At 34.0% G+C, this 22,533-nt stretch carries 23 protein-coding genes and 1 pseudogene; 15 read left to right on the plus strand and 9 right to left on the minus strand.

All coding sequences use genetic code 11. The annotated features are described in order from the left end of the window. Positions 1–594: 594 nt before the first annotated feature. Positions 595–1,053: pseudogene (locus GYW75_RS12810) on the plus strand (DUF4184 family protein); the annotation flags it as partial. A 221-nt stretch (positions 1,054–1,274) separates the two neighbouring features. On the opposite strand, the gene gmhB reads toward GYW75_RS12810, so the two are convergent. Continuing rightward, the gene (gene gmhB / locus GYW75_RS09725; RefSeq protein ID WP_174799254.1) at positions 1,275–1,811 is read right to left on the minus strand and encodes a D-glycero-beta-D-manno-heptose 1,7-bisphosphate 7-phosphatase; all 537 of its coding nucleotides are present in this window, start codon (positions 1,809–1,811) and stop codon (positions 1,275–1,277) included. Between the two features lie 118 nt (positions 1,812–1,929). Here gmhB and metN point away from each other — a divergent pair, with 118 nt between their 5' ends. The 4 genes from metN to tsaA all read left to right on the plus strand — a co-directional run bounded on the left by metN (position 1,930) and on the right by tsaA (position 5,468). Beyond that, positions 1,930–2,961: a methionine ABC transporter ATP-binding protein MetN gene (gene metN / locus GYW75_RS09730; protein ID WP_065590426.1), complete on the plus strand. Its 1,032-nt coding sequence runs from the start codon at positions 1,930–1,932 to the stop codon at positions 2,959–2,961. A gap of 112 nt (positions 2,962–3,073) precedes the next feature. After that, on the plus strand, positions 3,074–3,715 hold the full coding sequence (locus GYW75_RS09735) for a methionine ABC transporter permease (protein ID WP_174799305.1): 642 nt from the start codon (positions 3,074–3,076) through the stop codon (positions 3,713–3,715). 14 nt (positions 3,716–3,729) lie between these two features. Beyond that, positions 3,730–4,632, plus strand: coding sequence for a MetQ/NlpA family lipoprotein (locus GYW75_RS09740; protein ID WP_065590425.1), 903 nt, complete (start codon positions 3,730–3,732; stop codon positions 4,630–4,632). A gap of 122 nt (positions 4,633–4,754) precedes the next feature. Further along, positions 4,755–5,468: a tRNA (N6-threonylcarbamoyladenosine(37)-N6)-methyltransferase TrmO gene (gene tsaA / locus GYW75_RS09745; RefSeq protein WP_411578423.1), complete on the plus strand. Its 714-nt coding sequence runs from the start codon at positions 4,755–4,757 to the stop codon at positions 5,466–5,468. Positions 5,469–5,689: 221 nt separating this feature from the next. Here the strand turns inward: tsaA and hslO are convergent, their stop codons facing one another. From hslO to GYW75_RS09760, 3 genes are all read right to left on the minus strand, one after another. Beyond that, positions 5,690–6,562, minus strand: coding sequence for an Hsp33 family molecular chaperone HslO (gene hslO, locus GYW75_RS09750; protein WP_174799307.1), 873 nt, complete (start codon positions 6,560–6,562; stop codon positions 5,690–5,692). Further along, on the minus strand, positions 6,555–6,950 hold the full coding sequence (gene hslR, locus GYW75_RS09755; protein WP_296301292.1) for a ribosome-associated heat shock protein Hsp15: 396 nt from the start codon (positions 6,948–6,950) through the stop codon (positions 6,555–6,557). Before hslR ends, hslO begins: the two co-directional genes overlap by 8 nt. Before the next feature lie 101 nt (positions 6,951–7,051). Next, positions 7,052–8,596 (minus strand): hypothetical protein, encoded by a 1,545-nt coding sequence (locus GYW75_RS09760; protein ID WP_174799256.1) that lies wholly within the window; start codon positions 8,594–8,596, stop codon positions 7,052–7,054. A 304-nt stretch (positions 8,597–8,900) separates the two neighbouring features. On the opposite strand from GYW75_RS09760, the gene greA reads away from it, so the two are divergent. After that, complete coding sequence (gene greA / locus GYW75_RS09765; protein WP_034910774.1) at positions 8,901–9,377, plus strand: transcription elongation factor GreA; 477 nt, start codon at positions 8,901–8,903, stop codon at positions 9,375–9,377. A 62-nt stretch (positions 9,378–9,439) separates the two neighbouring features. Here the strand turns inward: greA and yhbY are convergent, their stop codons facing one another. Continuing rightward, entirely contained in the window at positions 9,440–9,733 is a 294-nt protein-coding gene (gene yhbY, locus GYW75_RS09770) for a ribosome assembly RNA-binding protein YhbY (protein WP_174799257.1), read from the minus strand. Between the two features lie 96 nt (positions 9,734–9,829). Between yhbY and rlmE the strand changes: the two genes are divergently transcribed. The 5 genes from rlmE (at position 9,830) to GYW75_RS09795 (ending at position 14,467) form a co-directional block, all read left to right on the plus strand. Beyond that, the gene (gene rlmE, locus GYW75_RS09775; protein WP_174799258.1) at positions 9,830–10,456 is read left to right on the plus strand and encodes a 23S rRNA (uridine(2552)-2'-O)-methyltransferase RlmE; all 627 of its coding nucleotides are present in this window, start codon (positions 9,830–9,832) and stop codon (positions 10,454–10,456) included. A gap of 76 nt (positions 10,457–10,532) precedes the next feature. Next, on the plus strand, positions 10,533–12,398 hold the full coding sequence (gene ftsH, locus GYW75_RS09780; protein WP_065590421.1) for an ATP-dependent zinc metalloprotease FtsH: 1,866 nt from the start codon (positions 10,533–10,535) through the stop codon (positions 12,396–12,398). Positions 12,399–12,585: 187 nt separating this feature from the next. Continuing rightward, the gene (gene folP, locus GYW75_RS09785; RefSeq protein ID WP_174799259.1) at positions 12,586–13,428 is read left to right on the plus strand and encodes a dihydropteroate synthase; all 843 of its coding nucleotides are present in this window, start codon (positions 12,586–12,588) and stop codon (positions 13,426–13,428) included. Positions 13,429–13,672: 244 nt separating this feature from the next. Continuing rightward, positions 13,673–14,245: a DUF2975 domain-containing protein gene (locus GYW75_RS09790; protein WP_065590420.1), complete on the plus strand. Its 573-nt coding sequence runs from the start codon at positions 13,673–13,675 to the stop codon at positions 14,243–14,245. A gap of 12 nt (positions 14,246–14,257) precedes the next feature. Next, positions 14,258–14,467 (plus strand): helix-turn-helix domain-containing protein, encoded by a 210-nt coding sequence (locus GYW75_RS09795; protein WP_034910784.1) that lies wholly within the window; start codon positions 14,258–14,260, stop codon positions 14,465–14,467. Between the two features lie 4 nt (positions 14,468–14,471). On the opposite strand, the gene GYW75_RS09800 is transcribed toward GYW75_RS09795, so the two are convergent. Both GYW75_RS09800 and grcA read right to left on the minus strand, forming a co-directional pair. Further along, complete coding sequence (locus tag GYW75_RS09800) at positions 14,472–15,161, minus strand: aspartate/glutamate racemase family protein (protein WP_174799260.1); 690 nt, start codon at positions 15,159–15,161, stop codon at positions 14,472–14,474. 582 nt (positions 15,162–15,743) lie between these two features. Continuing rightward, entirely contained in the window at positions 15,744–16,127 is a 384-nt protein-coding gene (gene grcA, locus GYW75_RS09805; RefSeq protein ID WP_034910787.1) for an autonomous glycyl radical cofactor GrcA, read from the minus strand. A 204-nt stretch (positions 16,128–16,331) separates the two neighbouring features. On the opposite strand from grcA, the gene ung reads away from it, so the two are divergent. Both ung and gntR read left to right on the plus strand, forming a co-directional pair. Then, the gene (gene ung / locus GYW75_RS09810) at positions 16,332–17,021 is read left to right on the plus strand and encodes a uracil-DNA glycosylase (protein ID WP_065590418.1); all 690 of its coding nucleotides are present in this window, start codon (positions 16,332–16,334) and stop codon (positions 17,019–17,021) included. After that, positions 17,018–18,022 carry a gluconate operon transcriptional repressor GntR gene (gene gntR / locus GYW75_RS09815; RefSeq protein WP_174799261.1) on the plus strand — a complete coding sequence of 335 codons (1,005 nt, stop codon included), beginning with the start codon at positions 17,018–17,020 and terminating at the stop codon, positions 18,020–18,022. The genes ung and gntR overlap by 4 nt, the downstream gene beginning before the upstream one ends. Positions 18,023–18,090: 68 nt before the next feature. On the opposite strand, the gene GYW75_RS09820 is transcribed toward gntR, so the two are convergent. Continuing rightward, entirely contained in the window at positions 18,091–18,441 is a 351-nt protein-coding gene (locus tag GYW75_RS09820; protein WP_174799262.1) for a DUF805 domain-containing protein, read from the minus strand. A gap of 248 nt (positions 18,442–18,689) precedes the next feature. Here GYW75_RS09820 and upp point away from each other — a divergent pair, with 248 nt between their 5' ends. Continuing rightward, positions 18,690–19,316: a uracil phosphoribosyltransferase gene (upp, locus tag GYW75_RS09825; protein ID WP_174799263.1), complete on the plus strand. Its 627-nt coding sequence runs from the start codon at positions 18,690–18,692 to the stop codon at positions 19,314–19,316. A 102-nt stretch (positions 19,317–19,418) separates the two neighbouring features. Beyond that, entirely contained in the window at positions 19,419–20,678 is a 1,260-nt protein-coding gene (locus GYW75_RS09830; protein WP_411578422.1) for a uracil-xanthine permease family protein, read from the plus strand. Between the two features lie 315 nt (positions 20,679–20,993). Here the strand turns inward: GYW75_RS09830 and lysS are convergent, their stop codons facing one another. Beyond that, positions 20,994–22,511: a lysine--tRNA ligase gene (lysS, locus tag GYW75_RS09835; protein WP_065561673.1), complete on the minus strand. Its 1,518-nt coding sequence runs from the start codon at positions 22,509–22,511 to the stop codon at positions 20,994–20,996. Positions 22,512–22,533: the final 22 nt, after the last annotated feature.

Here is a 22,533-nt window from a genome sequence, read left to right on the forward strand (position 1 = left end):
TTAAGCCTGCCGCCAGCGTTCAATCTGAGCCATGATCAAACTCTTCAATTTAAAGTTTGATGCTCAATAACTGTCTCTGACATATTCAAATGAATCTTCAGTGTCACTTATCAAGACTTAATTTTTTAGTCCGTAGACTTTAATCTTTCGTCTCGCAAGTGCCCACACAGATTGTCTGTTTCTTCTTTTTAAAGAGCTAACAGCTTATATCCCTCATCAACCTTCGTTGATTTAGTTCGCTGTCTCAAGGGTTGCGTATACTACGCTAACCTTTTTTATTCGTCAAGATCTTTTTTAAAATTTTTGATCTCACTTAATCACCAACTCTTCGTCTGCTTGTCGCTGACTGCGTGTCAGTGGATGCGTATTATAGGGGTTTAAAAAAATTATACAAGAGATCATTACGCATTTTTTCTTGTTTGCATTTTTTTTGCTCAAGACGAGCTAAAAACAAACTAAGTTGAATTGTTGTAAAACCAAATTCTAATATTTAATATCTTTGGTAGGTCGATTATATTTCTTATAACAAACAAAATAGCTTTAAATTAAACACTCTTTATTAAGTTAGAATAAAAAGTACTTTTTACATTCGCTCATCCAGCTATCATATTACCTTTATATAAGAAACCTCATCTTTCTATGACGGCTTTGATTATTGATAGTATGGCTCTTGATTTTGAGTACTTCTTAATAATGGAGGTAAAAAGTGCTTTAAGTCATAGTCTAGCTGGTATTTTTCTATTTGATTTACCAATGACTTTAGTTATTGCTTATATTTTTCATTTTATCATTCGAAATGTTTTAATTAAAAATTTACCTAATTTCTTTTATAAGTGATTTGCTAATTATTTAACTTTCAACTGGAATAAATATTGCTGTTAGCATTGGTTAAGTTTTTTAACATCGGCAATTATTGGCATAATTTCTCATATTAGGTGGGACTCTTTTACTCATCCGTCAGGTTGTTTTGTTCAACTTTTTAGTTTATTACAACATGGTAGTTCATTAATTGGTATGAGTTTTGTGGGACTATTTATTATTTACCGATTGTAACATCTAAACAAAATAAAATTGGTTTTCCATACTGGAGCTTAGTAACACTTATTACTTTGCTTATTTTTGGCAACTATTCTTTTTCTACAAATCAGCTAGATATAACTGTTGTTACTTTTATTAGTGCCTGTTTTATTGGATTAACCATTACTCCACTGATACTTAAAAGTATAACTTTAATACAGCGTTTAATCTAAACACTGTATTAGTTAAAACAACAATCAAGATTGGTTTTTTATTCTTTTTGGTAGATCAGCCAAACTATCAATAATCAAATCAGCTTGTTCTAATGCCTCTTCTGTTATGGTATCACCCGTTTTTACTAACACAGTTTTTTTAACGCCAGCTTTTTTACCCGATAATAGGTCAGACACTCTATCTCCAACCATATAGGAATTAGCAATATCAATTTTTAGTTCTTTAGCTGCTGTTTGAATCATACCTGGACTTGGTTTGCGACATTCACAAGTATCCATTAACGGATCGTGAGGGCAATAATAGACACCATCTAAATCAACACCACGATCTTGCAAAGACCAATCCATCCATTCAGTCAAAGTATGAAATTGTTCTTCTGTAAATATATTTCTAGCAATACCTGATTGATTGGTTGTAATGACTAATAAAAAACCCATTTTCTTGAGCTCTTGCATTGCCTCAATAACACCGTCAATAAAGTGGAACTTATCAATTGTATGTACATAATTATAATCTATATTAATAGTACCATCTCGATCTAAAAAAATTGCTGGCTTCATATTTACTTTTTTTCCTTTTAATTTTAGATATTACTCTAATTCATATAGCATATTATTGATTGACTTAGATGTCTAGACGTCTTAATATTCATTTATTCATCTTTTGTTTTTATATATTATGATACAACTACAACATATTTCGAAAACATTTGAGCATAATAAAACCCCAATTTATGCTTTAAAAGACATTAATATCCATGTTCCCCAAGGGGGAATTTACGGTGTTATTGGCAAATCAGGGGCTGGGAAAAGCACACTTATTCGCTGCATTAACCTACTAGAAAAGCCGACTAGTGGGAAGATCTTCTTTGATAATCAAGAGATCACTAATCTATCTAATAGAAAATTAATTGAAATACGCCGAAAAATTAGTATGATTTTTCAACATTTCAATTTACTTTCCTCACGTACTGTATTTGATAATATCGCTTTCCCTCTAGAACTCAATAAAACGCCTAAAATAGCAATTAAGCAGAAAGTAAATGAGCTTATGGAATTAGTCGGATTGACAGAGAAAGCGAATGTTTATCCAACTAATTTATCTGGAGGACAAAAACAACGTGTTGCTATTGCGAGAGCTTTGGCAAGTGACCCCAAAGTATTATTATGTGATGAAGCAACCAGTGCGCTTGATCCTGAAACAACACGTTCAATTTTGTCATTACTAAAAGATATTAACCAAAAATTAGGATTAACAATTTTATTAATTACTCATGAAATGGATGTAGTAAAACAAATTTGTGATCAAGTAGCTGTTATAAGTGATGGCGAACTAGTTGAACAGTCATCAGTAGGCGAAATGTTTTCTCATGCTAAAACAGATATTGCACGACAATTTATTCAATCAACCTTACACCTTAGTATTCCAAATGATTATTTAATAAGGCTATCATCTGAACACAAAGAAGGACTCAATCCGCTATTACGTTTAGAATTTACAGGAGTCTCCGTTGATTTACCATTATTATCTCAAATCGCTAAAGAATTCGAAATTGATAGTAACATTATCAGTGCACAAATGGATTATGCTGGAGGAGTCAAATTTGGCTTAATGTTAGCAGAAATGAAAGGAAAACAAAAAAGTATGGCATCAGCAATTCAATTCTTAGAAAAAAATAATACTAAAGTAGAGGTGCTCGGCTATGTTTGATTTTATTCCTTCATTTAAACCTTTTGAATCATTATTTCGATATTTAACTCAATATAATTTTTGGGCTGACTTTGTTGCTTTTTGTTCATCATTTAATGGTTTTAATGAAGCAATGCTGTTCAAAATGGCACAAGCAACAGATGAAACTCTATTTATGGTCATCTTATCAGGTTTTTGGGGAACGATAATTGGATTACCCGTTGGTATATTACTTTATACGACGCGTAAAGGACAAATATTGGATTGTTATGTCGCTAATAGCATTATTTCTTTTATTACTAATGTATTTCGTTCAATCCCTTTTATCATATTAATTGTATGGATTATTCCTTTCACCACAATTTTAATGGGCACCTTTATAGGTAAACAAGCTGCAGTGGTACCATTAAGTATTGGTGTATCGCCATTAATTGCACGTATGATAGAAAATGCATTATTAGATGTTCCCAAAGGATTAATAGAGGCTGCACGCTCAATGGGTGCAACACCACTACAAATTATATATAAAGTTTTATTACCTGAGTCATTGCCTATAATTGTCAATAGTATGACAATTACTTTAATTACTTTGACAGGATATATTGCAATGGCTGGAGCTGTTGGCGCAGGAGGCCTTGGGCAACTTGCTATTCAATATGGTTACAACGGCTACAAGCCAGCTATAATGAATACTGTTTTAGTTATATTAATTATTATTGTCTTTATTATTCAATTTATTGGCAATATGATTGTTAAACGCGTCACGCATCATTAATTTTGGAGAAATATATGTCTATTAAAAAGCTAGCACTTATTACCACATTGGTAAGTGCATTTTTTCTAACTGGCTGTGATAATAATAAACAAACAGCCACAACAGATAACAAACCAACAGAACCAACTAAAGTAAACGTTCTAAAAGTCGGAGTAATTTCAGGCCCTGAACAAGAAGTTGCTGAAGTAGTTAAACAACAAGCAAAAGATCTTTATAATCTAGATGTTGAACTAGTTATTTTTAACGATTACGTAACCCCAAATCAAGCATTAAATGATGGCTTAATTGATGTAAATGCTTTCCAACATAAACCTTATTTAGATGAACAAATGAAAGAACGTGGCTATAAATTAGCTGTAGTAGGTAATTCATTTGTTTATCCTATTGCAAGCTATTCTCATAAACTAAAACCAATTGATGAATCAATAGAAACAGGCGAAGGCGTAAAAGTCACTTCACCACGCGGTGAAGCGTTTTTCATTCCAGCTAACTCAACGATTGCTATTCCTAATGACCCTACAAACTTAGGACGTGCATTACTATTATTACAACATGAAGGGATGATTACGGTTGATAAATCTAAAGGTTTACTACCAACTGTACTTGATATTACAAGTAACCCTTATAACTACAATATTTTAGAACTTGAAGCTCCAATGTTACCTCGTTCATTGGATGATGCCCAAGTTGATCTTGCAATCATCAATAACGCATTTGCAGGACAAGCAAACCTAACACCAAGTAAAGATGGTATTTTTGTTGAGGATAAAGAATCACCATATGTCAACATTATTGTTTCGCGTGAAACGGATAAAGATAATGAAAATGTGAAAAATTTTGTAAAAGCATACCAAACCGAAGCTGTTGCACAAAAAGCTGACCAAATTTTTAATGGTGGAGCTATTCGCGGTTGGTAATAATTTATAAATAGATATTAGCCTAATATTAAATCCGCCGATCTTTGTATCGATCGGCGGAAATAGAGATAGTAATTAAATGACTTAACAAAACTGCTACTCATAAACAAAATTATCGACCAATAATGACATATCAAATTGAACCAATCGGTATTATCCGCTCACCGTATAGTGAAAAATTTGCCGTTCCAAGACAACCCAATCTAGTTAGTGCAGGACAAGGGGAACTTTATTTATTAGCACCTTATAATGACCCTATCAGTGTAAAAGGATTAGAACAATTTTCACATTTATGGCTATTATTCCTATTTCACCATGTTGCCCCTGAAAAATGGAGATTAACCGTTCGCCCTCCTCGTTTAGGCGGTAATAAAACAATGGGGGTGTTTGCTACACGATCGCCATTTAGACCTAATCATATTGGGCTTTCAGCAGTAGAGTTAAAAGATATCATCATAGAAAATAAGCAAGTAGTCTTAAAATTAGGAAGTCTCGACTTAGTCGATGGCACACCAATTATTGATATCAAGCCTTATCTCCCTTATTCCGATAGCTACTCAGAAGCACTTGCAGGATACGCACAATCTACTCCTGAAAAAAAAATAACAGTAGAGTTCTCACAAAAAGCACGATTATCTTTGGATTTACAAAAACAAAGTTATCCTCAACTCGCCGAATTAATTACACAAGTAATATCCCAAGATCCAAGACCAGCCTATAAACAAAAAAACATTAATGAACAAGCATACGGACTTGCACTTTACCATTTTAATATTAAATGGAGAATCGTAAATCAACATGCCATTGTTGAAGATATTTATGTAGAAAGTAAATGAAAATAATTTTTATGAATTTCAAAAAGTTAAGGCTAAAAAATTTTTTATTAATTTCAATGTAAAATAGTTTTGTAAATTTACTTTACAAAATTTTTATATAAAACCGATAAAATAAATTGGTATCTTTTTTCTATTCTGTTAAATTGAATACGGGTTTAATTCCCTATATTTCACTTTACCACTAAGGTGTTAATAACCTTAGTGGTATTTTTCTATTAAGATCAATGATAATGTAGGTTACTTGTACTTCTAATTTCAGCAATATCAATTGCATCAAACAGATAATGCTTTCCACAATAATCACAATGGATATCAATCTTTCCCTCGTTTTCCTTTAGGATTTCATCAATCTCATTAGCTGGTAAAGTCATTAAACTATCTTCACAACGTTGACGTGAACATCCACACTTAAAAGTAATATCATGCGTTTCAAAAAGACGTACTTCTTCTTGATTATATAAACGATATAAAATCTCATCAGTAGAAAGTTGAAATAACTCATCACTAGTGATTGTCTCAGTTAAAGTGCTAACATGCTCAAATGATTCAACTGTATTTTCATTAGCAGGTAAAACTTGCAATAAAATACCTGCTGCTATTGGTTTATTATCATGTACACCTATTTTTACAAATAGACGAGTAGGGAGCTGTTCTGATTGTATAAAGTAATTTTCGATACAACCAATAAGTGTATCTTTTTCCAGACCAACGATACCTTGATAACGCTCACCATTTTTAGGGGTAATAGTAATAACGACATAGCCATTACCCACCATCTCTTTAAGTGTTGCATTATCAGCGATTTCACCGCTAACCCGAGCAACACCGCGTAGCTGCTGTTGATCATTACCATTAACAACCGCTAAAGATAACGCTCCATCACCTTGTAACTGAACAGCAATATCGCCTTCAAATTTTAGTGTTGCAGTTAATAAACTAGTTACAACCAATAATTCACCAAGCAATTTTTGCACTGCTATTGGATAAGTATGATTATCTAAAATCGCTTGATATGTCTGTTCCAGTCGGGTAATTTCACCACGAATAGGGTGATTATCAAATAAAAAACGGTTCAAAGTATCCATATTAATCATTGCCATCTTTTTGCCTATCATATTTAAATTTAATCAAATTACGCCGTTCCTTTTTATCAGGCCGTCTATCTGGATGCGGCATTGTCAATGCATTAAGTTTACGCGCTTGCGCTATTTTTTCTCGTTTTGTAATACTGTCAGGAGTTTCTTGATAAAGTTGCTGGGCTTCAATGGCAGTTTTTCGTTGTTCACTAATGGCTAAAACCCGAACTGTTTTTTGATCAGAGCCTTGGCGAAGCGTTAAGATTGCACCGACTTCAACAAGCTTACTTGGTTTGGTACGTTGGCCATTATAATGCACTTTGCCACCATCAACCATTTCTCGTGCTAACGATCGAGACTTATAAAATCTTGCCGCCCAAAGCCATTTATCTAATCTTATAAGCACTATTACTACCTCATATTACTTATTATTGAGTTTTTTAAGCTCAAATGAACATAATAACTTAAACATCTTAACGATGTTATATAAGGATGCTTTTGTAAAAATCAATGCGCAAGATTAATGATATACTCATTCCCATTTGCCGAAAATTTACCTGAGAAATTAAATGGTTGTAATTTACCATGTAAATTAGCTGAGTAATTCGTAGCATTTGGCGGTTGTTTTATCAATTTCCAATTTTCTAGTAGTGAACTTGTTACACCATAAGCATCAAATTGCAAAGATAGCGGTTCATTTTGCGATAAATCAACTTTTGCTCTCGACTCAATTATTCCTCCATTAGTTAAAGAACTAAAAGTTAATGAAGGATGGTTATCAGAATCAAATTTGAGAACAAGATCTGGATAACGAATATCTATTCGATTTAACGAAGCTTTTTCAGATTTCAAAAAAACAGTTCCTGAAAATAGTCCTAATTTTTGCGCTTTTGCTAAAGTGATATCTTTACCTGAAGCTTGAAAATTATATAAACTAAAAGGAAAATCGCTCTGCTTTCTAATTATCAAACTCTGAAAAACATTCAGCTTATCAAGCTTAATATTTCTAAAAATATTAGGTAACAGAGTCTGTCCCAAATTTTCAGGAATCTCATAGACAATATCCGCTAACATTAATTGATCTAGATGTAAGGTATTATCTTTCCACTTACCAGAAAAATTTATACTACCTTTATTCCATTTTGCTAATACTTTTTGAATTGTCGCTTCTTGGTTTTGAAATGATAATTGTGCTAATACCGACGAAAATAACTGATTATGCCAAACTAGTTCCTCGGCAGTAAAAATAAAGGAGCCCTGTTCGAAATGCCATTGCCCATCATAACGAAGATTCGTCGCTTCAATATTGCCTTTTTCCATTAAAAAACTAGGCAACTGAATACTACTTTCCTGTATTGATAGTTGTTTGATTGTTAGCTTTGGCAGGACATGAGAATCTTTATCAAAAAAATCATCATCGGTTGATTGAAAATGTATATTATGCAACTTTAATTGTTCGATATCTAAAATATTGTCGGCCTGTATTTTTAATTTACTGACAAAAAATCCGTCTTTAATATTTCCACCTAAATTAGTAATCGTAGTAATACCATCTCGATGGAAACCTTGAATAAGCAAGGATTTCATTGGTATTTGATTTACCAAAGCTTCTTGAGAAGTAAAATCAAATTGATATTTATCTCCCCCTGATGAAAAAAAAGGTTGAATCCCTCCATTGATTTTGAAGAAAGAAAGTTTGTCTTTTCCATTATTAGCCAGAATATTAATGGTTGAATTAACAAATTTTAGTGTGTTTGTTGAAAAAGCATATTGACTAGATTGAGTATTATTAATAGTGCCATTAATAACAGTAATATATTTAAAATGATTCAATTGCCATAAATCACTTTTATCAAGCCCTACAACTAATTTAGGGACATTAACAATCTCTTGATTATTATCATTGACAACAACATCATCAAAAACCAATTCATAAAAATTTGAAAAAGAGTGATGAACACTGCCGATTGAGATTGTATATGAACTTAATTTAGATAACTGATAACTAACTAATTTTGCTCCGAACGAAGTTTGTAAAACAAAATAAGACAACAATAAAAAAAACCAAACGATGGACAGAGAAATGATTATATAAAATCGGAATTGCCGCATAAATAAATGTAATTATTATAATGAACTACTAAATAGTTATATTACGATAACCGATTTTTATAAAAATATCATCTCATTTTCAGTATAAATAATTTGTTATTAAACTAACTTTACAGTTAATATATAAATATTCACTTTAACGTTTTTAAATAAACAAAAAACAATTAACTTTCTCTTTCTTTTGATTAAGATAAGGGATAATTATTTTTATTTACTAAAATAAGTAAAAACGGGAGATACCTAGATGAAACAAATCCCAATGACAGTAAAGGGAGCTGAACTATTACGAGCCGAATTAGAAGAGTTAAAGAATGTCAAAAGACCACAAATAACGGCAGCAATAGCAGAGGCAAGAGCTCATGGCGATTTAAAGGAAAACGCTGAATACCATGCAGCAAGAGAACAGCAAGGTTTTTGTGAGGGTCGTATTCAAGAAATCGAAGGTAAATTATCACAAGCTCAAATTATTGATATTACCAAAGTAAAAAATACTGGTCGTATTATTTTTGGTGCTACAGTAACAGTAATAAATATTGAAACGGACGAAGAGACAACATATCGCATAGTGGGTGATGATGAAGCTGACTACAGACAAAATCTTATTTCAGTCAACTCACCTATTGCCAGAGGGTTAATTGGCAAAGAAGATGGTGATACAGTACAAATTAAAACCCCAGGGGGTGATGTAGAATTTGATATTGTTAAAGTTGAATATATCTAATTATTAAATAAACCACTTACAAAAGCAGATGATAAATGCAACAGGGCTAAGCCCTGTTACATTTATTTAGGTAGGGAAATTTTCTTATCTTCGCTTGGTCTAAAAATAGTGAAATTAGAACCAACCAATTGCACTGCTAACGCTTTTGTTTCGCGTACAATTGCATCACAAATAAGCTTTTTTGTTTCACGATCTTCAGCAGAAACCTTAATTTTAATCAACTCATGGAAATTTAAAGCGTTGTCAATCTCGGCAAGTACACCCTCGGTAAATCCATTAGCCCCAATCATCACTATAGGTTTTAAATGATGAGCTTCACTTTTTAAATACTGTTTTTGTTTATTCGATAAATTCATTAAATTTTTATCACATTAAGTTGTAATTTTGCTATTCTACCCTTATATATGTTTGTAATCAATGAAGTGACCTTTTACATTAAGGATTTATTAGTTGTGAGTAATAAAAAACGCTCAGCAAGTTCAACGCGCTGGCTCAATGAGCATTTTAATGATCGCTTTGTACAACAAGCACACAAAAAAGGGCTCCGATCTAGAGCTTGGTTCAAACTTGAAGAAATTCAAAAAAGTGACAAATTATTTAAGCCCGGAATAACGGTTGTTGATTTAGGTGCAGCCCCAGGAGGTTGGTCACAATATGTCGCATCGCTTATCGGCAATAAAGGGCGTATTATTGCCTGTGACTTACTTCCCATGGATCCCATTGTTGGCGTTGACTTTCTTCAAGGCGATTTTCGGGATGACGCAGTTTTAAAAGCATTACTTGAACGAGTTGGCGAAGAAAAAGTCCAAGTTGTCATGTCAGACATGGCGCCCAACATGAGCGGTCAACCTGCAGTTGATATACCTAGAGCAATGTATTTAGTTGAACTAGCGTTAGATATGTGTAAAGACGTACTTGCTCTTAATGGTAATTTTATTGTTAAAGTGTTTCAGGGCGAAGGATTTGAAGAGTACCTAAAGCAAGTCCGTTCAATATTTAAAACGGTCAAAATTCGTAAGCCTGAAGCCTCACGAACACGATCTCGAGAAGTTTATATTGTTGCAATGGGTATGAAGTAGCCAGTTGTATAATTTTGTAGTACCATACTTTGTTAAATTTAGTCGTAACTGTTAATTTTTATGAGAGGTTTTTCTTTTGAACGACATGATAAAGAATTTACTGATCTGGGGAATTATCGCTGTAGCATTGATTGTTGGATTTAGCCAATTCAGCTCAATATCTAATAGTGGACCTCAAGTCAATTATACCCAATTTAATTCCGATATCGCAGCTGGTAATCTCCAAGAAGTGCATATTAACGGACGAGAAATTGTTGCCACAACTAAAAATAAAGGCAATTACACTACATATATCCCTTACCTTGATGGAAAATTAATGGATGATTTATTGGCCAATAAAGTACCTGTTTATGGTAAACCCGATGAAAGACCAAACTTAATCACCAGCATTCTTATCTCTTGGTTTCCTATGATTTTGCTTATTGGTTTTTGGCTCTTTATGATGCGTCAAATGCAAGGTGGTGGTAAAGGTGGACCAATGTCAGTTGGTAAAAGTAAAGCAAAAATGCTAACGCCAGACCAAGTCAAAACAAAATTTACCGATGTTGCCGGAAGTGAAGAAGCAAAACAAGAAGTCACCGAAGTTGTCGACTTTTTACGCGATCCAGGCAAATATCAAAAACTGGGAGGACGCATACCAAAAGGGATTTTAATGGTAGGACCTCCAGGAACAGGTAAAACTTTACTAGCAAGAGCTATTGCAGGTGAAGCCAATGTGCCTTTTTTTAGCATTTCAGGTTCTGACTTTGTTGAGATGTTTGTGGGAGTGGGGGCTTCGCGAGTGCGAGATCTCTTTGAACAAGCACGTAAGCACGCACCTTGTATTATCTTTATTGACGAAATTGATGCCGTCGGACGCAAGCGTGGTGCTGGCTCAATGGGAGGTCATGATGAACGAGAACAAACATTAAACCAAATGTTGGTTGAAATGGATGGGTTTGAGGCTAATAGCGGCATTATTATCATCGCAGCAACTAACCGAGTTGATATTTTAGATTCGGCGTTACTCCGTCCTGGTCGTTTTGACCGCCAAGTGCAAATTGGTTTACCAGACATGAAAGGCCGTGAACAAATTCTTGCCGTTCATGTACGCAAAGTTCCGTTAGGTTCTGATGTCAACTTATCGGTATTAGCTCGTGGCACACCAAATTACTCTGGTGCAGAACTTGCTAATTTAGTTAACGAAGCAGCTTTATTTGCTGCACGTCGAAACAAACGAGTAGTTACCATGGAAGAATTTGAGGAAGCCAAAGACAAAATCAATATGGGAACTCAACGCCGTTCATTATCTATGACGAAAGAACAATTAACTAATACTGCTTATCACGAAGCTGGACATGCGATTGTTGGCTATCTTGTGCCAGATCATGATCCACTTCATAAAGTAACTATTATCCCTCGTGGGCGCGCATTAGGTGTAGCATTCTTTTTACCTGAAGGTGACCAAATTAGCCAAAGCCGAACTCAATTAGAATCAAAAATTTCTACCGCTTATGCAGGCCGAATTGCTGAAGGATTAGTCTTTGGTGAAGATAAAATTACGTCGGGGGCATCAAGTGATATTCAATATGCATCTAATGTTGCTCGAGCAATGGTAACCCAATGGGGATTCTCAGAACGTTTACCACCTGTATTATTTGAGTACGAAGAATCATCTTATGGGCCATTGAAAAAAATCTCAGATAGTACAGCTCAAATTATTGATGAAGAAGTTGACGCTATTATTCAACGTAACTATCAACGTGCAAAAACGATCCTAACTGAAAATATTGATATTCTTCACGCTATGAAAGATGCACTATTAAAATATGAAACAATCAATAAACAACAAATTGATGAACTTATGAATCGTCAACCGGTCACACCACCTGATGATTGGACGGAAAGCGATGAAAAAGCAGCAAATGGAGGTAGTGATACACCACTACAATCAAAAAGTTAATTTGCTTTAATAAAATATAACGCGCTTACAGCGCGTTTTTTATCGGTAAACTAAAAATAGCTTATCAATAAATTTGCAGGAATAAAGCAACGATTATATTGAAAATTTTACTTTAATTATGCTTAATAATTTTGAAGATCATTTAAACAACTGCATCATTAATTTTAATCAAATAAGGCTTTTAATCATGGAAATACATTTTCAAAATCATGTGATGGATCTTTCATTCCCACAAGTGATGGGCATCGTTAATATGACGCCAGATTCATTTTCTGACGGTGGTAATTATAACAACCTTGATGATGCTATGCGTCGAGTTGACAGTATGATCCAAGCTGGTGCAACATTTATTGATGTCGGCGGCGAATCAACACGCCCTGGTGCAACTGAAGTGTCTGTCGATGAAGAGCTTAACCGTGTTATTCCATTAGTTGAAAAAATTGCCCATTATTTTGATGTTTGGATTTCGGTTGATACATCAAAACCACAAGTCATGACCGAATCTGCCAAAGCAGGAGCCCATCTAATTAATGATATTAGAGCTTTAACAGAACCAGGTGCGGTTGAAGCAGCTGCACAAACAGGATTACCTGTTTGCATTATGCATATGCAAGGCGCTCCTAAAACTATGCAAAATGCGCCATACTATGAGCTAGATATCTATCAAGAAGTCGATAATTTTTTTACAAAACAGATCCAACGTTGCATAAACGAAGGCATTGACCGTCAAAAAATCATACTCGACCCTGGTTTTGGGTTTGGTAAAACACTAATGCACAATTACCGGCTATTAGCAACACTTGAACGGTTTCACCACTTAAACCTTCCTTTATTAGTAGGCATGTCCCGAAAATCCATGATAGGACAAGTATTAAATGTACCACCGCAAGAACGTACACTCGGTAGTATTACATGTGCAGTAATTGCGGCAATGAAAGGAGCAAAAATTATTCGCGTACACGATGTAAAGGAAACTTTCAATGCACTAAGGATTGTACAAGCAACCCTTGCAGAACAAGATTCCTTTTGAGATTGTAAAATCGTTGTATTTTTTCGAACAAGCTTTTTCATATATAACATTGATTTTAATTAATTTATATCTAATTATTTTTTAGTGAAATCAAATGATTATAAAGTAATTTTATTTAATATTTAGTTTTTATAATTAAAAATAATAAAATAAAAAATTATCGTTTTACTTTAATTTTTTATTGTTTAATTAATTTCCCAATGCTATACTGTGTTCACTTTTTATAAAACGAAAGGATTTAAAAATGAACACAGATACGACTAAAACACATTCTCGATTGAATCAATATTGTCGAATTATGGCATTACTAACATTAATTCCAATTCTAATTTTGTTAATTGGCGCAATATCTCCATTCTTATATTATTTTTTTGATAGACAAGATATTGGACTTGTAGGGTTTACTTTCTCCTCTGGTGGGTGGGAGAATGTTGATCCTGTATCTTTATCTGGATGGCAAGCGGCTATTGCAACATTAATGGATACTTCATTAATACTTCTTTTAGTTTATGCGTTTTATCAACTTAGACTACTGTTTATCAATTACAGTCAATCCGAATATTTCTCAGTAAAATCAGCCAACCATTGTTACATCTTTGGCAAATTGCTTGTTTGTTGGGTGGTTATAAGTTTTTTATCTGAACCGTTATTAACAACGATCTTAACTTATAATCAAGAGGAATCAGCACGTTACTTTTCTATTTCTTTTTCTAGTGATGAAATTATAACGTTATTTCTTGCGATTAGTATTATGCTCATTGGTCAAATACTAAAAAAGGCCTGCCAACTAGCTGAAGAAAATAAACAATTTATTTAAAAGGAGTCATATGTGCCAATTATAATAAATTTAGACGTAATGCTTGCTAAACGTAAAGTTAAATCAAAAGATCTAGCGGTAGCAGTTGGTATTACAGAACAAAATTTATCATTACTTAAGCAAGGTAAAGTAAAAGGATTTAGACTAGCAACACTCGAAGCAATCTGCAAACATCTAGATTGCCAACCAGGTGATATACTAGAATATACCAACGAAGAATAACTTATTAACTTATTGCAAGTAATGCTGCCTCTTGCGCGTGAATTAAGGCTGTATCAAAAAAAGGGATATTACGATCGGATTGAGAGATTAATAACCCAATTTCCGTACAGCCTAAAATAACACCTTCTGCGCCATTTTTAATGAGTTTATCAACAATATTAAGATAGGCTTGCTTAGAATCAGGCTGAATAATACCTTTGCAAAGTTCATCATAAATGATCTCATTAATAATATTTCTGTCTTGAGATTCAGGAATAAGCACATTTAAATTTTTATCGATCAGTTTAGATTTATAAAAGTCCTGCTCCATTGTATATTTAGTACCTAACAAAGCGACCGATTTAATATTTTGTGCGAGTAAATGTTTAGCTGTCACATCGGCAATATGAATAATCGGAATATTAATTGCTTTTTGAATTTGATCTGCAACTTTATGCATAGTATTGGTACAAATAACAATAAAATCTGCACCAGCTAATTCAACTCTTTTAGCCGCATCAATTAAAATTTCTGCGCTTTTGTTCCACTCATTATTAGCTTGGCAACTTTCAATTTCTTGAAAATCAACGCTATATAAAATCGTTTTTGCTGAATGCAGGCCTCCTAATGATTTAGCAATAGTTTGATTAATAACTTGATAATAAGTTGTTGTACTTTCCCAACTCATACCCCCGATTAAACCAATTGTTTTCATTCTAAAAATTCCTTATAGAAAGTTTATGATTTTTGATATTAAAATAATTTTATTCTTAACTATATTGTAGAATGTGTAAAGTTATTTCAATTGTGGTAGAGTTAGGTGGAATTTAATTAGTACTTGTTTAAGCAATCAATGGTTAATTATCGCTATGAAGGTATTGTGTTTTTACTTAGCAAGCAAAAACATCTACTAAATTTTATCTTTAGAAAAAAATTTTATTAACAAAATAAAGAAATATTGTTCAATATAAAACAGTTTAAGGAATAAAAAGTACGGTTGGTAGCGTAAACACATCCACCAATACCTAACTTAAGTAACCTGCTATGACTTTAATGGCGATAATAGCTACAATAGCAACTATTTATATTCTTGAGCAAGAAAATTCTTTTTCTTATATTCATGTCAACTACATAAAAAGGACTAACGCATCGAAATTAACTGAAGTATTGCTGAAATGTTTAACATCACTAGGATAAAATAGTTAATCTGATAAGATGAAAAATTAAATTCGGAATAAATATCTTATTTATTATAAAAAACCCAGCAAATGCTGGGTTAAAAACTTTTGTTATTTTATTAAATTTTAGTTGTAAACGTACGAGCAATAACATCACGTTGTTGTTCTGCTGTTAATGAGTTAAAACGTACTGCATAACCAGAAACACGAATTGTTAATTGTGGGTATTTTTCTGGGTGTTTTACAGCGTCTTCTAAAGTTTCACGACGAAGAACGTTCACATTTAAATGTTGACCACCTTCAACTTTTACAGTTGGAGCAACATCTAATGGAACTTCGCGATATTCGAATTGACCAAGTTCTGCAGTAGGAATGATTTGATCTTCTTTATAAACTGATTTAGCAGCTACACAACGAGCTTCTTTTGTAGAGTCGTCTAATAACCAGAAAGAGTTTAGAAGTGCTGAGTTGTCTGCTTTAGTAATTTGGATACCTGTAATCATTTTAAATCCTCCTAACGGGGCCTTATTGCCCTAAAATAATTATGGTTAATATAGCACTTTAAAAATTTGATAAAAGTCAAAAAAAACTATTGCTTCGATAAGTAATACCTTTAATTTCTATTTTCTTTTGTGATAGGTTATTATGTAGAAATATATTAGTTATTGCCCAGAAACACTGGCATTATTGATGAGTGATATCAAAATATGACAACAAAATTGACTTGGCATGAAGTTATTGGTGCAGAAAAACAAAAACTTTATTTTCAACAAATAATGCAATTTGTAAAGACTGAGCGTGCTAATGGCAAGATAATTTACCCGCCTCAGCATGATGTGTTTAATGCGTTTCGTTTTACACCATTTGATCAAATCAAAGTGGTGATTTTAGGGCAAGATCCTTATCATGGTCCTAATCAAGCTCACGGTCTTTCTTTTTCTGTTTTACCCGGAGTTAAGACACCACCATCGTTAGTTAATATTTATAAAGAACTGGCAACCGATATTGATGGTTTTACAATTCCTTCTCATGGCTATTTAGCTTCTTGGGCTGCTCAAGGTGTATTACTATTAAATAATGTATTGACTGTTGAAGCGGGGCAAGCGCATTCTCATGCAAAAATAGGTTGGGAAACTTTTACTGATAATGTGATAGCAGCAATCGATGAGTATCTTGAAGGTGTGGTTTTTTTATTGTGGGGATCTCCTGCACAAAAAAAGGGACAGTTTATTAATCGCCAAAAACATCATGTATTAACATCGGTGCATCCATCACCATTATCAGCTCATCGTGGATTTTTTGGCTGTAAGCACTTTTCCAAAGCGAATGATCTTATTATGCAACAAGGTAAAAAAGCAATAGATTGGCAACCAAGACTAGCGGAAAAACAAACATGAGTAATAATAAAAGACGCCGAACAAGTTTGCAGGAAATTGCAAATTTAATCGGGATTAGTAAAATGACAGTGAGTCGTTTTTTACGCGATCCCAATCTTGTATCTAAACCACTTCAATTACAAATTTCAGCCGCAATAGATAAGTTAGGATATATTCCTAATAAAGCTCCCGATATGCTGTCTAACGCTAAAAGTAATGCCATTGGTATTGTGTTCCCTTCTTTAACCAATCAGGTTTTCGCCGATATTTTAAAAGGTATTGAGATGGTGACTGATATAAGAGGATATCAAACCATGATCACTCATACCGGATACAGTGCTGACAAAGAAGAGTTACGCTTACGCTCATTACTTTCTTATAATATTGACGGATTAATTTTAACGGAAAGAACGCATACTCCAGCAACATTAAAGATGATTGAAATTTCGGGTGTTCCTGTGGTTGAAATTATGGACAGTGTTTCGCCTTGTCTTGATATGGCTGTAGGATTTGATAATTTTACTGCAACCAGAAATATGATTCATCGTATGATAGATAGAGGTCGTCGTAATATTGTCTATTTTAGTGCAAGACAAGATCAACGAAGTATTATTCGTCAAAAAGGGTATGAAAAGGCTATGGAAGAAGCTAGATTGACACCTCGGACGCTAGCGACTAAAGAAGCATCATCTTATGAATTAGGGGCAAGATTTTTACATCAAATTTTAAAAGAGTTTCCTTGTGTTGATGGTATTTTTAGTACCAATGATGATTTGGCTTTAGGGGTATTACTTGAATGCCAACGGGTGGGGATTGAAGTGCCAAAACAGATAGCGATTGTTGGATTTCATGGACACCAAATTGGTCAATTTATGAATCCCAAATTGGCATCTATACAAACACCGAGAATTGAAATGGGAAAAATTGCAGCGGAGCTGTTATTAAAACGGATTAATGGTGAACAAATTGATAAAAAAGTGATTGATTTACCTGTTGAGTATTTAAACGGAGAAAGTATTTAATAAAGTAGAAGATGACATTGATAATGATTTAACCTTACCACGTTTAGTGATAAGGTTATTAGTAATAATTACAACCCTTTAGGGTTTTCACCGTATTGGTTGCTGCCTGGTGTTGAGTCCATTACGCAGAATACTAATATAATAATACCACCAATGTATGGAATAAATTGTAACAAAATCCACCAACCTGATTTACTTATATCATGTAAGCGGCGTACAGTAACAGCTAAACTAGGAAGGAATAATGCCAACACTAAGATAGCGGTTATAGCTAAGGGACTTCCAATCATTTTATCAATGATTATCGTGATGAAAGTTAAAATAATATAGAATAAAACGAACATCCAATATTCTTTACGACGAGCTCGACCATTAAAATTTGCATAATTTTTTGTAATACAATCAATAAACCAATTCATTCCTATATTCCTTTTTTTAATTAATTACTGAAATAAATTATTTGGGGCCGCTATTTTAATGAAAAAAAAACGAAAATAAAACTGATTTTTATCGTTAAATTTTTTTATTTTTATTTTTTATCAATATTTACATTGCCTATAAGGCTGTTGATTTCAGGTTTTCATAAAGTGATAACTATGTTAGAATTATCGCTCAGTGGTTATTTATACCAGCTAACAGATTATAGAAAATAACACTGAGGCCATCCATGAAAATAGTTGAAGTAAAACACCCTCTTGTACGCCATAAAATTGGATTAATGCGTGAACACGATATTAGTACCAAAGAATTTCGTGCTCTTGCCAGCGAAGTTGGCAGTTTATTAACTTATGAAGCAACTGCTGATCTACCTACCGAAACAGTAACAATAGATGGTTGGTGTGGACCTGTTCAAGTAGAACGTATTAAGGGTAAAAAAATTACGGTTGTACCTATTTTGCGTGCTGGCTTAGGTATGATGGATGGTGTGCTTGAGCATGTGCCAAGTGCCCGTATTAGCGTTGTTGGTTTTTACCGTAACGAAGAAACGTTAGAACCTGTTCCTTATTTTCAAAAACTAACCTCGGATATTGAAGATCGAATGGCTTTAGTTGTTGATCCAATGTTAGCTACAGGTGGCTCAATGGTGGCGACAATCGATTTGCTTAAAAAAGCAGGTTGTAAAAATATTAAAGTATTAGTTTTAGTTGCTGCACCAGAAGGTATTAAAGTGCTTGAACAAGCTCACCCTGATGTTGAACTTTATACTGCATCGATTGATGAGAGGTTGAACGAAAAAGGCTACATACTACCTGGACTGGGTGATGCTGGAGACAAAATCTTCGGCACAAAATAAAATCTCAAAATTTAGACCGGTTAATCCGGTTTTTTTATGCCTGTTAATCAGGCAAGTTATACAATAAATTTCGTTAAGTAAGAGAGGCGAGATGTGAGCAATATCACAACAGATAAAACAAAAAATATAACATCACTGCATAAACATTCTTGGCAAGATATTTTTACTGGAGCGCAAATGTTATTTGTCGCATTTGGTGCATTGGTGTTAGTTCCACTATTAACAGGGTTAAACCCAAATGTAGCTCTTTTTACTGCTGGAGTAGGTACTTTATTATTTCAATTGACAACTAAAGGTAAAGTTCCTGTATTTTTAGCTTCGTCATTTGCTTTTATTGCTCCTATCTCATTTGGTGTTGCTCAATGGGGGATTCCTGCTACTTTAGGCGGTTTAATAGCTGCGGGATTTGTATTTATGTTTTTTTCTTTTTTAGTAAAAATAAATGGTAAACATGTTATTGATAGTATCTTACCGCCAGTTGTAACTGGACCAATTATTATGGTTATTGGTTTATCATTGGCGCCTGTTACTATAGGTATGGCAATGGGTAAAAACAGTGGACTGCAAGCTGAAAATTATCAATTGATTATTATTTCAATGGTATCATTATTAACAACTTTAGTGGTTGCCATTTGGGCAAAAGGTTTTTTAAAATTATTACCTATTATTTCGGGTATTGTAGTTGGTTATACGCTCTCTTGCATGTTTGGTATTGTCAATTTCCAGCCTATTATTGACGCACCATGGTTTAAAGTTCCCGATTTCACTTTTCCTGAATTTCACTGGCAAGCCATTTTGTATATGATCCCGATTGTAATTGCGCCAACCATTGAACATGTTGGTGATATTATGGCGATTGGTTCGGTAACAGGTAAAGACTATACACGCGATCCCGGTTTACAGCGTACATTACTTGGTGATGGGCTAGCAACTTCGATGGCAGGATTTTTTGGTGGACCACCGTGTATTACTTATGCAGAAGTGATTGGTGCAGTAACGCTAACTCGCAATTTCAAAACTCGAGTAATGACATGGGCAGCTTTTTGGGCAATTTTAATGTCTTTTATCGGAAAAATTGGTGCATTTTTAAGTTCAATTCCAACTGTAGTAATGGGGGGGATTATGGTATTACTGTTTGGTTCTATTGCATCAGTGGGCATTAATATCTTAGTGAAACATAAAGTCGATCTATCTGTACCGCGTAATATGTGTATTGTTTCATTAGTTTTAGTTTTTGGTATTGGAGGGATGATCTTTGATTTTGGCTCTTATACACTGCAAGGTATTAGTTTGTGCGGTATTTTAGCTATTGTGTTAAATCTTATCTTGCCACATCAAGTCAAATCAACTAATAGCCACTAAATTAACTGCTATATCGTTGGTTATTTTTATAGCCAACGATATTTATAATATAACTGTATTAATCTATCACTCTTTTTAGCCTTTCTATTTTTTTGGTGGTAAACCTATTTTTGCATTTTTAATCAATACGGTGGTTATCAAACTTCACAGTTAGCTCAAAATCCATGTATAGAATTATGCAGTATTTATATTCAATGGATTTTTTGTTTTTATATGCTTATCGCTGTTTTTTGTCAAAAAGTTTCAGGTAAGCATGTGTTTGAGTATAAAAACACACTTATCCAAAAATAAATGTGTTTTTAATGATAAACCGTTTTATTTGATTGGACGCATGGTTGGGAATAAAATTACGTCACGAATTGTATGGCTGTTGGTAAATAGCATCACCGTACGGTCAATACCAATCCCAAGTCCTGCTGTAGGCGGTAAACCGTGCTCCAGCGCTGTAATATAATCTTCATCATAAAACATCGCTTCATCATCACCCGCATCTTTTTGTGATACTTGATCAGCAAAGCGTTGAGCTTGATCTTCAGCATCATTAAGCTCTGAGAATCCATTGCCAATTTCACGACCACCAATAAAAAACTCGAATCTGTCTGTTACAAATGGATTTTCGTCGTTACGGCGAGCAAGCGGTGATACTTCTGCTGGGTATTCGGTAATAAAAGTTGGTTGAATTAAGTTCGATTCAGCCACTTCTTCAAAAATTTCAGTCACAACACGACCAAGTCCCCAACCTTTTTCAATTTTAATGCCAATTGACTGTGCAATAGCACAAGCTTTATCAAAATCATCTAAGTCTGCATTATTGGTTTCAGGGCGGTAATGGCAAATGGCTTCACGCATGGTCATTTTGATAAATGGTTTACCAAAATCAAACGTATGTTCACCATATTGCACAACAGCATCACCTGTTACCGCAATAGCTAAACGACGGAATAATGTTTCTGTTAATACGATCAGATCTTTGTAATCAGCATAAGCCATGTACATTTCCATCATGGTAAATTCTGGATTATGTCTTGGTGATACGCCTTCATTTCGGAAGTTGCGATTAATTTCAAATACCCGCTCAAAGCCGCCTACAACTAATCGTTTTAGATAAAGTTCTGGCGCAATACGCATATACATATCTAAATCAAGCGCATTGTGATGCGTAATAAATGGTTTAGCTGATGCACCACCCGGAATTACCTGCATCATTGGTGTTTCGACTTCCATAAAGTGGTTTTCAATCATAAAGTTGCGGATTTCACTGACAACTTTGGAACGCGCTTTAAAAGTCTCTCTTGATTCTTGATTTGTGATAAGATCCAAGTAACGTTGACGGTAACGCATTTCTTGATCGGCAAGTCCATGAAACTTATCAGGTAATGGGCGAAGAGCTTTAGTTAATAAACGAATTTCTTCACAGTGGATAGAAAGCTCACCAGTTTTAGTCTTAAATAGGTAACCTTTAGCGCCGACAATATCTCCCAAATCCCATTTTTTAAATTGCTCGTTATAAAAACCTTCAGGGAGATCATCACGAGTAACATAAAGTTGGATTTGTCCAGCAACATCTTGTAGAGAAACAAACGAAGCTTTACCCATTATACGACGCATCATCATACGGCCAGCCACAGTTACAATAATTTTCTTTTCAATCAGTTCTTCGTTAGTTTTATCGCCATATTGTTTATGGAGATCACTAGAAATCGCATCACGGCGAAAATCATTAGGGAAAGCAATACCTTGTTCGCGAAGATGAGCGAGCTTTTCGCGACGTACTTTTAGTTCATTATTTAACTCTTCAATTTGGTTTTGTTGATCTTGCTGCTCTGTTGACATAGTTTTACCTTTTATTTATAAC

The sequence above is a fragment of the Gilliamella sp. ESL0232 genome, from assembly GCF_013346885.1.
GTDB classification, from domain to species: domain Bacteria; phylum Pseudomonadota; class Gammaproteobacteria; order Enterobacterales; family Orbaceae; genus Gilliamella; species Gilliamella bombi.

Coding starts and splice junctions, on each gene's coding strand:
- upp (WP_174799263.1), top strand. CDS start 18,690: ATGAAAATAGTTGAAGTAAAACACCCTCTTGTACGCCATAAAATTGGA.
- GYW75_RS09735 (WP_174799305.1), top strand. CDS start 3,074: ATGCTGTTCAAAATGGCACAAGCAACAGATGAAACTCTATTTATGGTC.
- metN (WP_065590426.1), top strand. CDS start 1,930: ATGATACAACTACAACATATTTCGAAAACATTTGAGCATAATAAAACC.
- GYW75_RS09800 (WP_174799260.1), bottom strand. CDS start 15,161: ATGAAAACAATTGGTTTAATCGGGGGTATGAGTTGGGAAAGTACAACA.
- GYW75_RS09790 (WP_065590420.1), top strand. CDS start 13,673: ATGAACACAGATACGACTAAAACACATTCTCGATTGAATCAATATTGT.
- gntR (WP_174799261.1), top strand. CDS start 17,018: ATGAGTAATAATAAAAGACGCCGAACAAGTTTGCAGGAAATTGCAAAT.
- GYW75_RS09820 (WP_174799262.1), bottom strand. CDS start 18,441: ATGAATTGGTTTATTGATTGTATTACAAAAAATTATGCAAATTTTAAT.
- folP (WP_174799259.1), top strand. CDS start 12,586: ATGGAAATACATTTTCAAAATCATGTGATGGATCTTTCATTCCCACAA.
- GYW75_RS09740 (WP_065590425.1), top strand. CDS start 3,730: ATGTCTATTAAAAAGCTAGCACTTATTACCACATTGGTAAGTGCATTT.
- gmhB (WP_174799254.1), bottom strand. CDS start 1,811: ATGAAGCCAGCAATTTTTTTAGATCGAGATGGTACTATTAATATAGAT.
- greA (WP_034910774.1), top strand. CDS start 8,901: ATGAAACAAATCCCAATGACAGTAAAGGGAGCTGAACTATTACGAGCC.
- lysS (WP_065561673.1), bottom strand. CDS start 22,511: ATGTCAACAGAGCAGCAAGATCAACAAAACCAAATTGAAGAGTTAAAT.
- hslO (WP_174799307.1), bottom strand. CDS start 6,562: ATGATTAATATGGATACTTTGAACCGTTTTTTATTTGATAATCACCCT.
- grcA (WP_034910787.1), bottom strand. CDS start 16,127: ATGATTACAGGTATCCAAATTACTAAAGCAGACAACTCAGCACTTCTA.
- ung (WP_065590418.1), top strand. CDS start 16,332: ATGACAACAAAATTGACTTGGCATGAAGTTATTGGTGCAGAAAAACAA.
- yhbY (WP_174799257.1), bottom strand. CDS start 9,733: ATGAATTTATCGAATAAACAAAAACAGTATTTAAAAAGTGAAGCTCAT.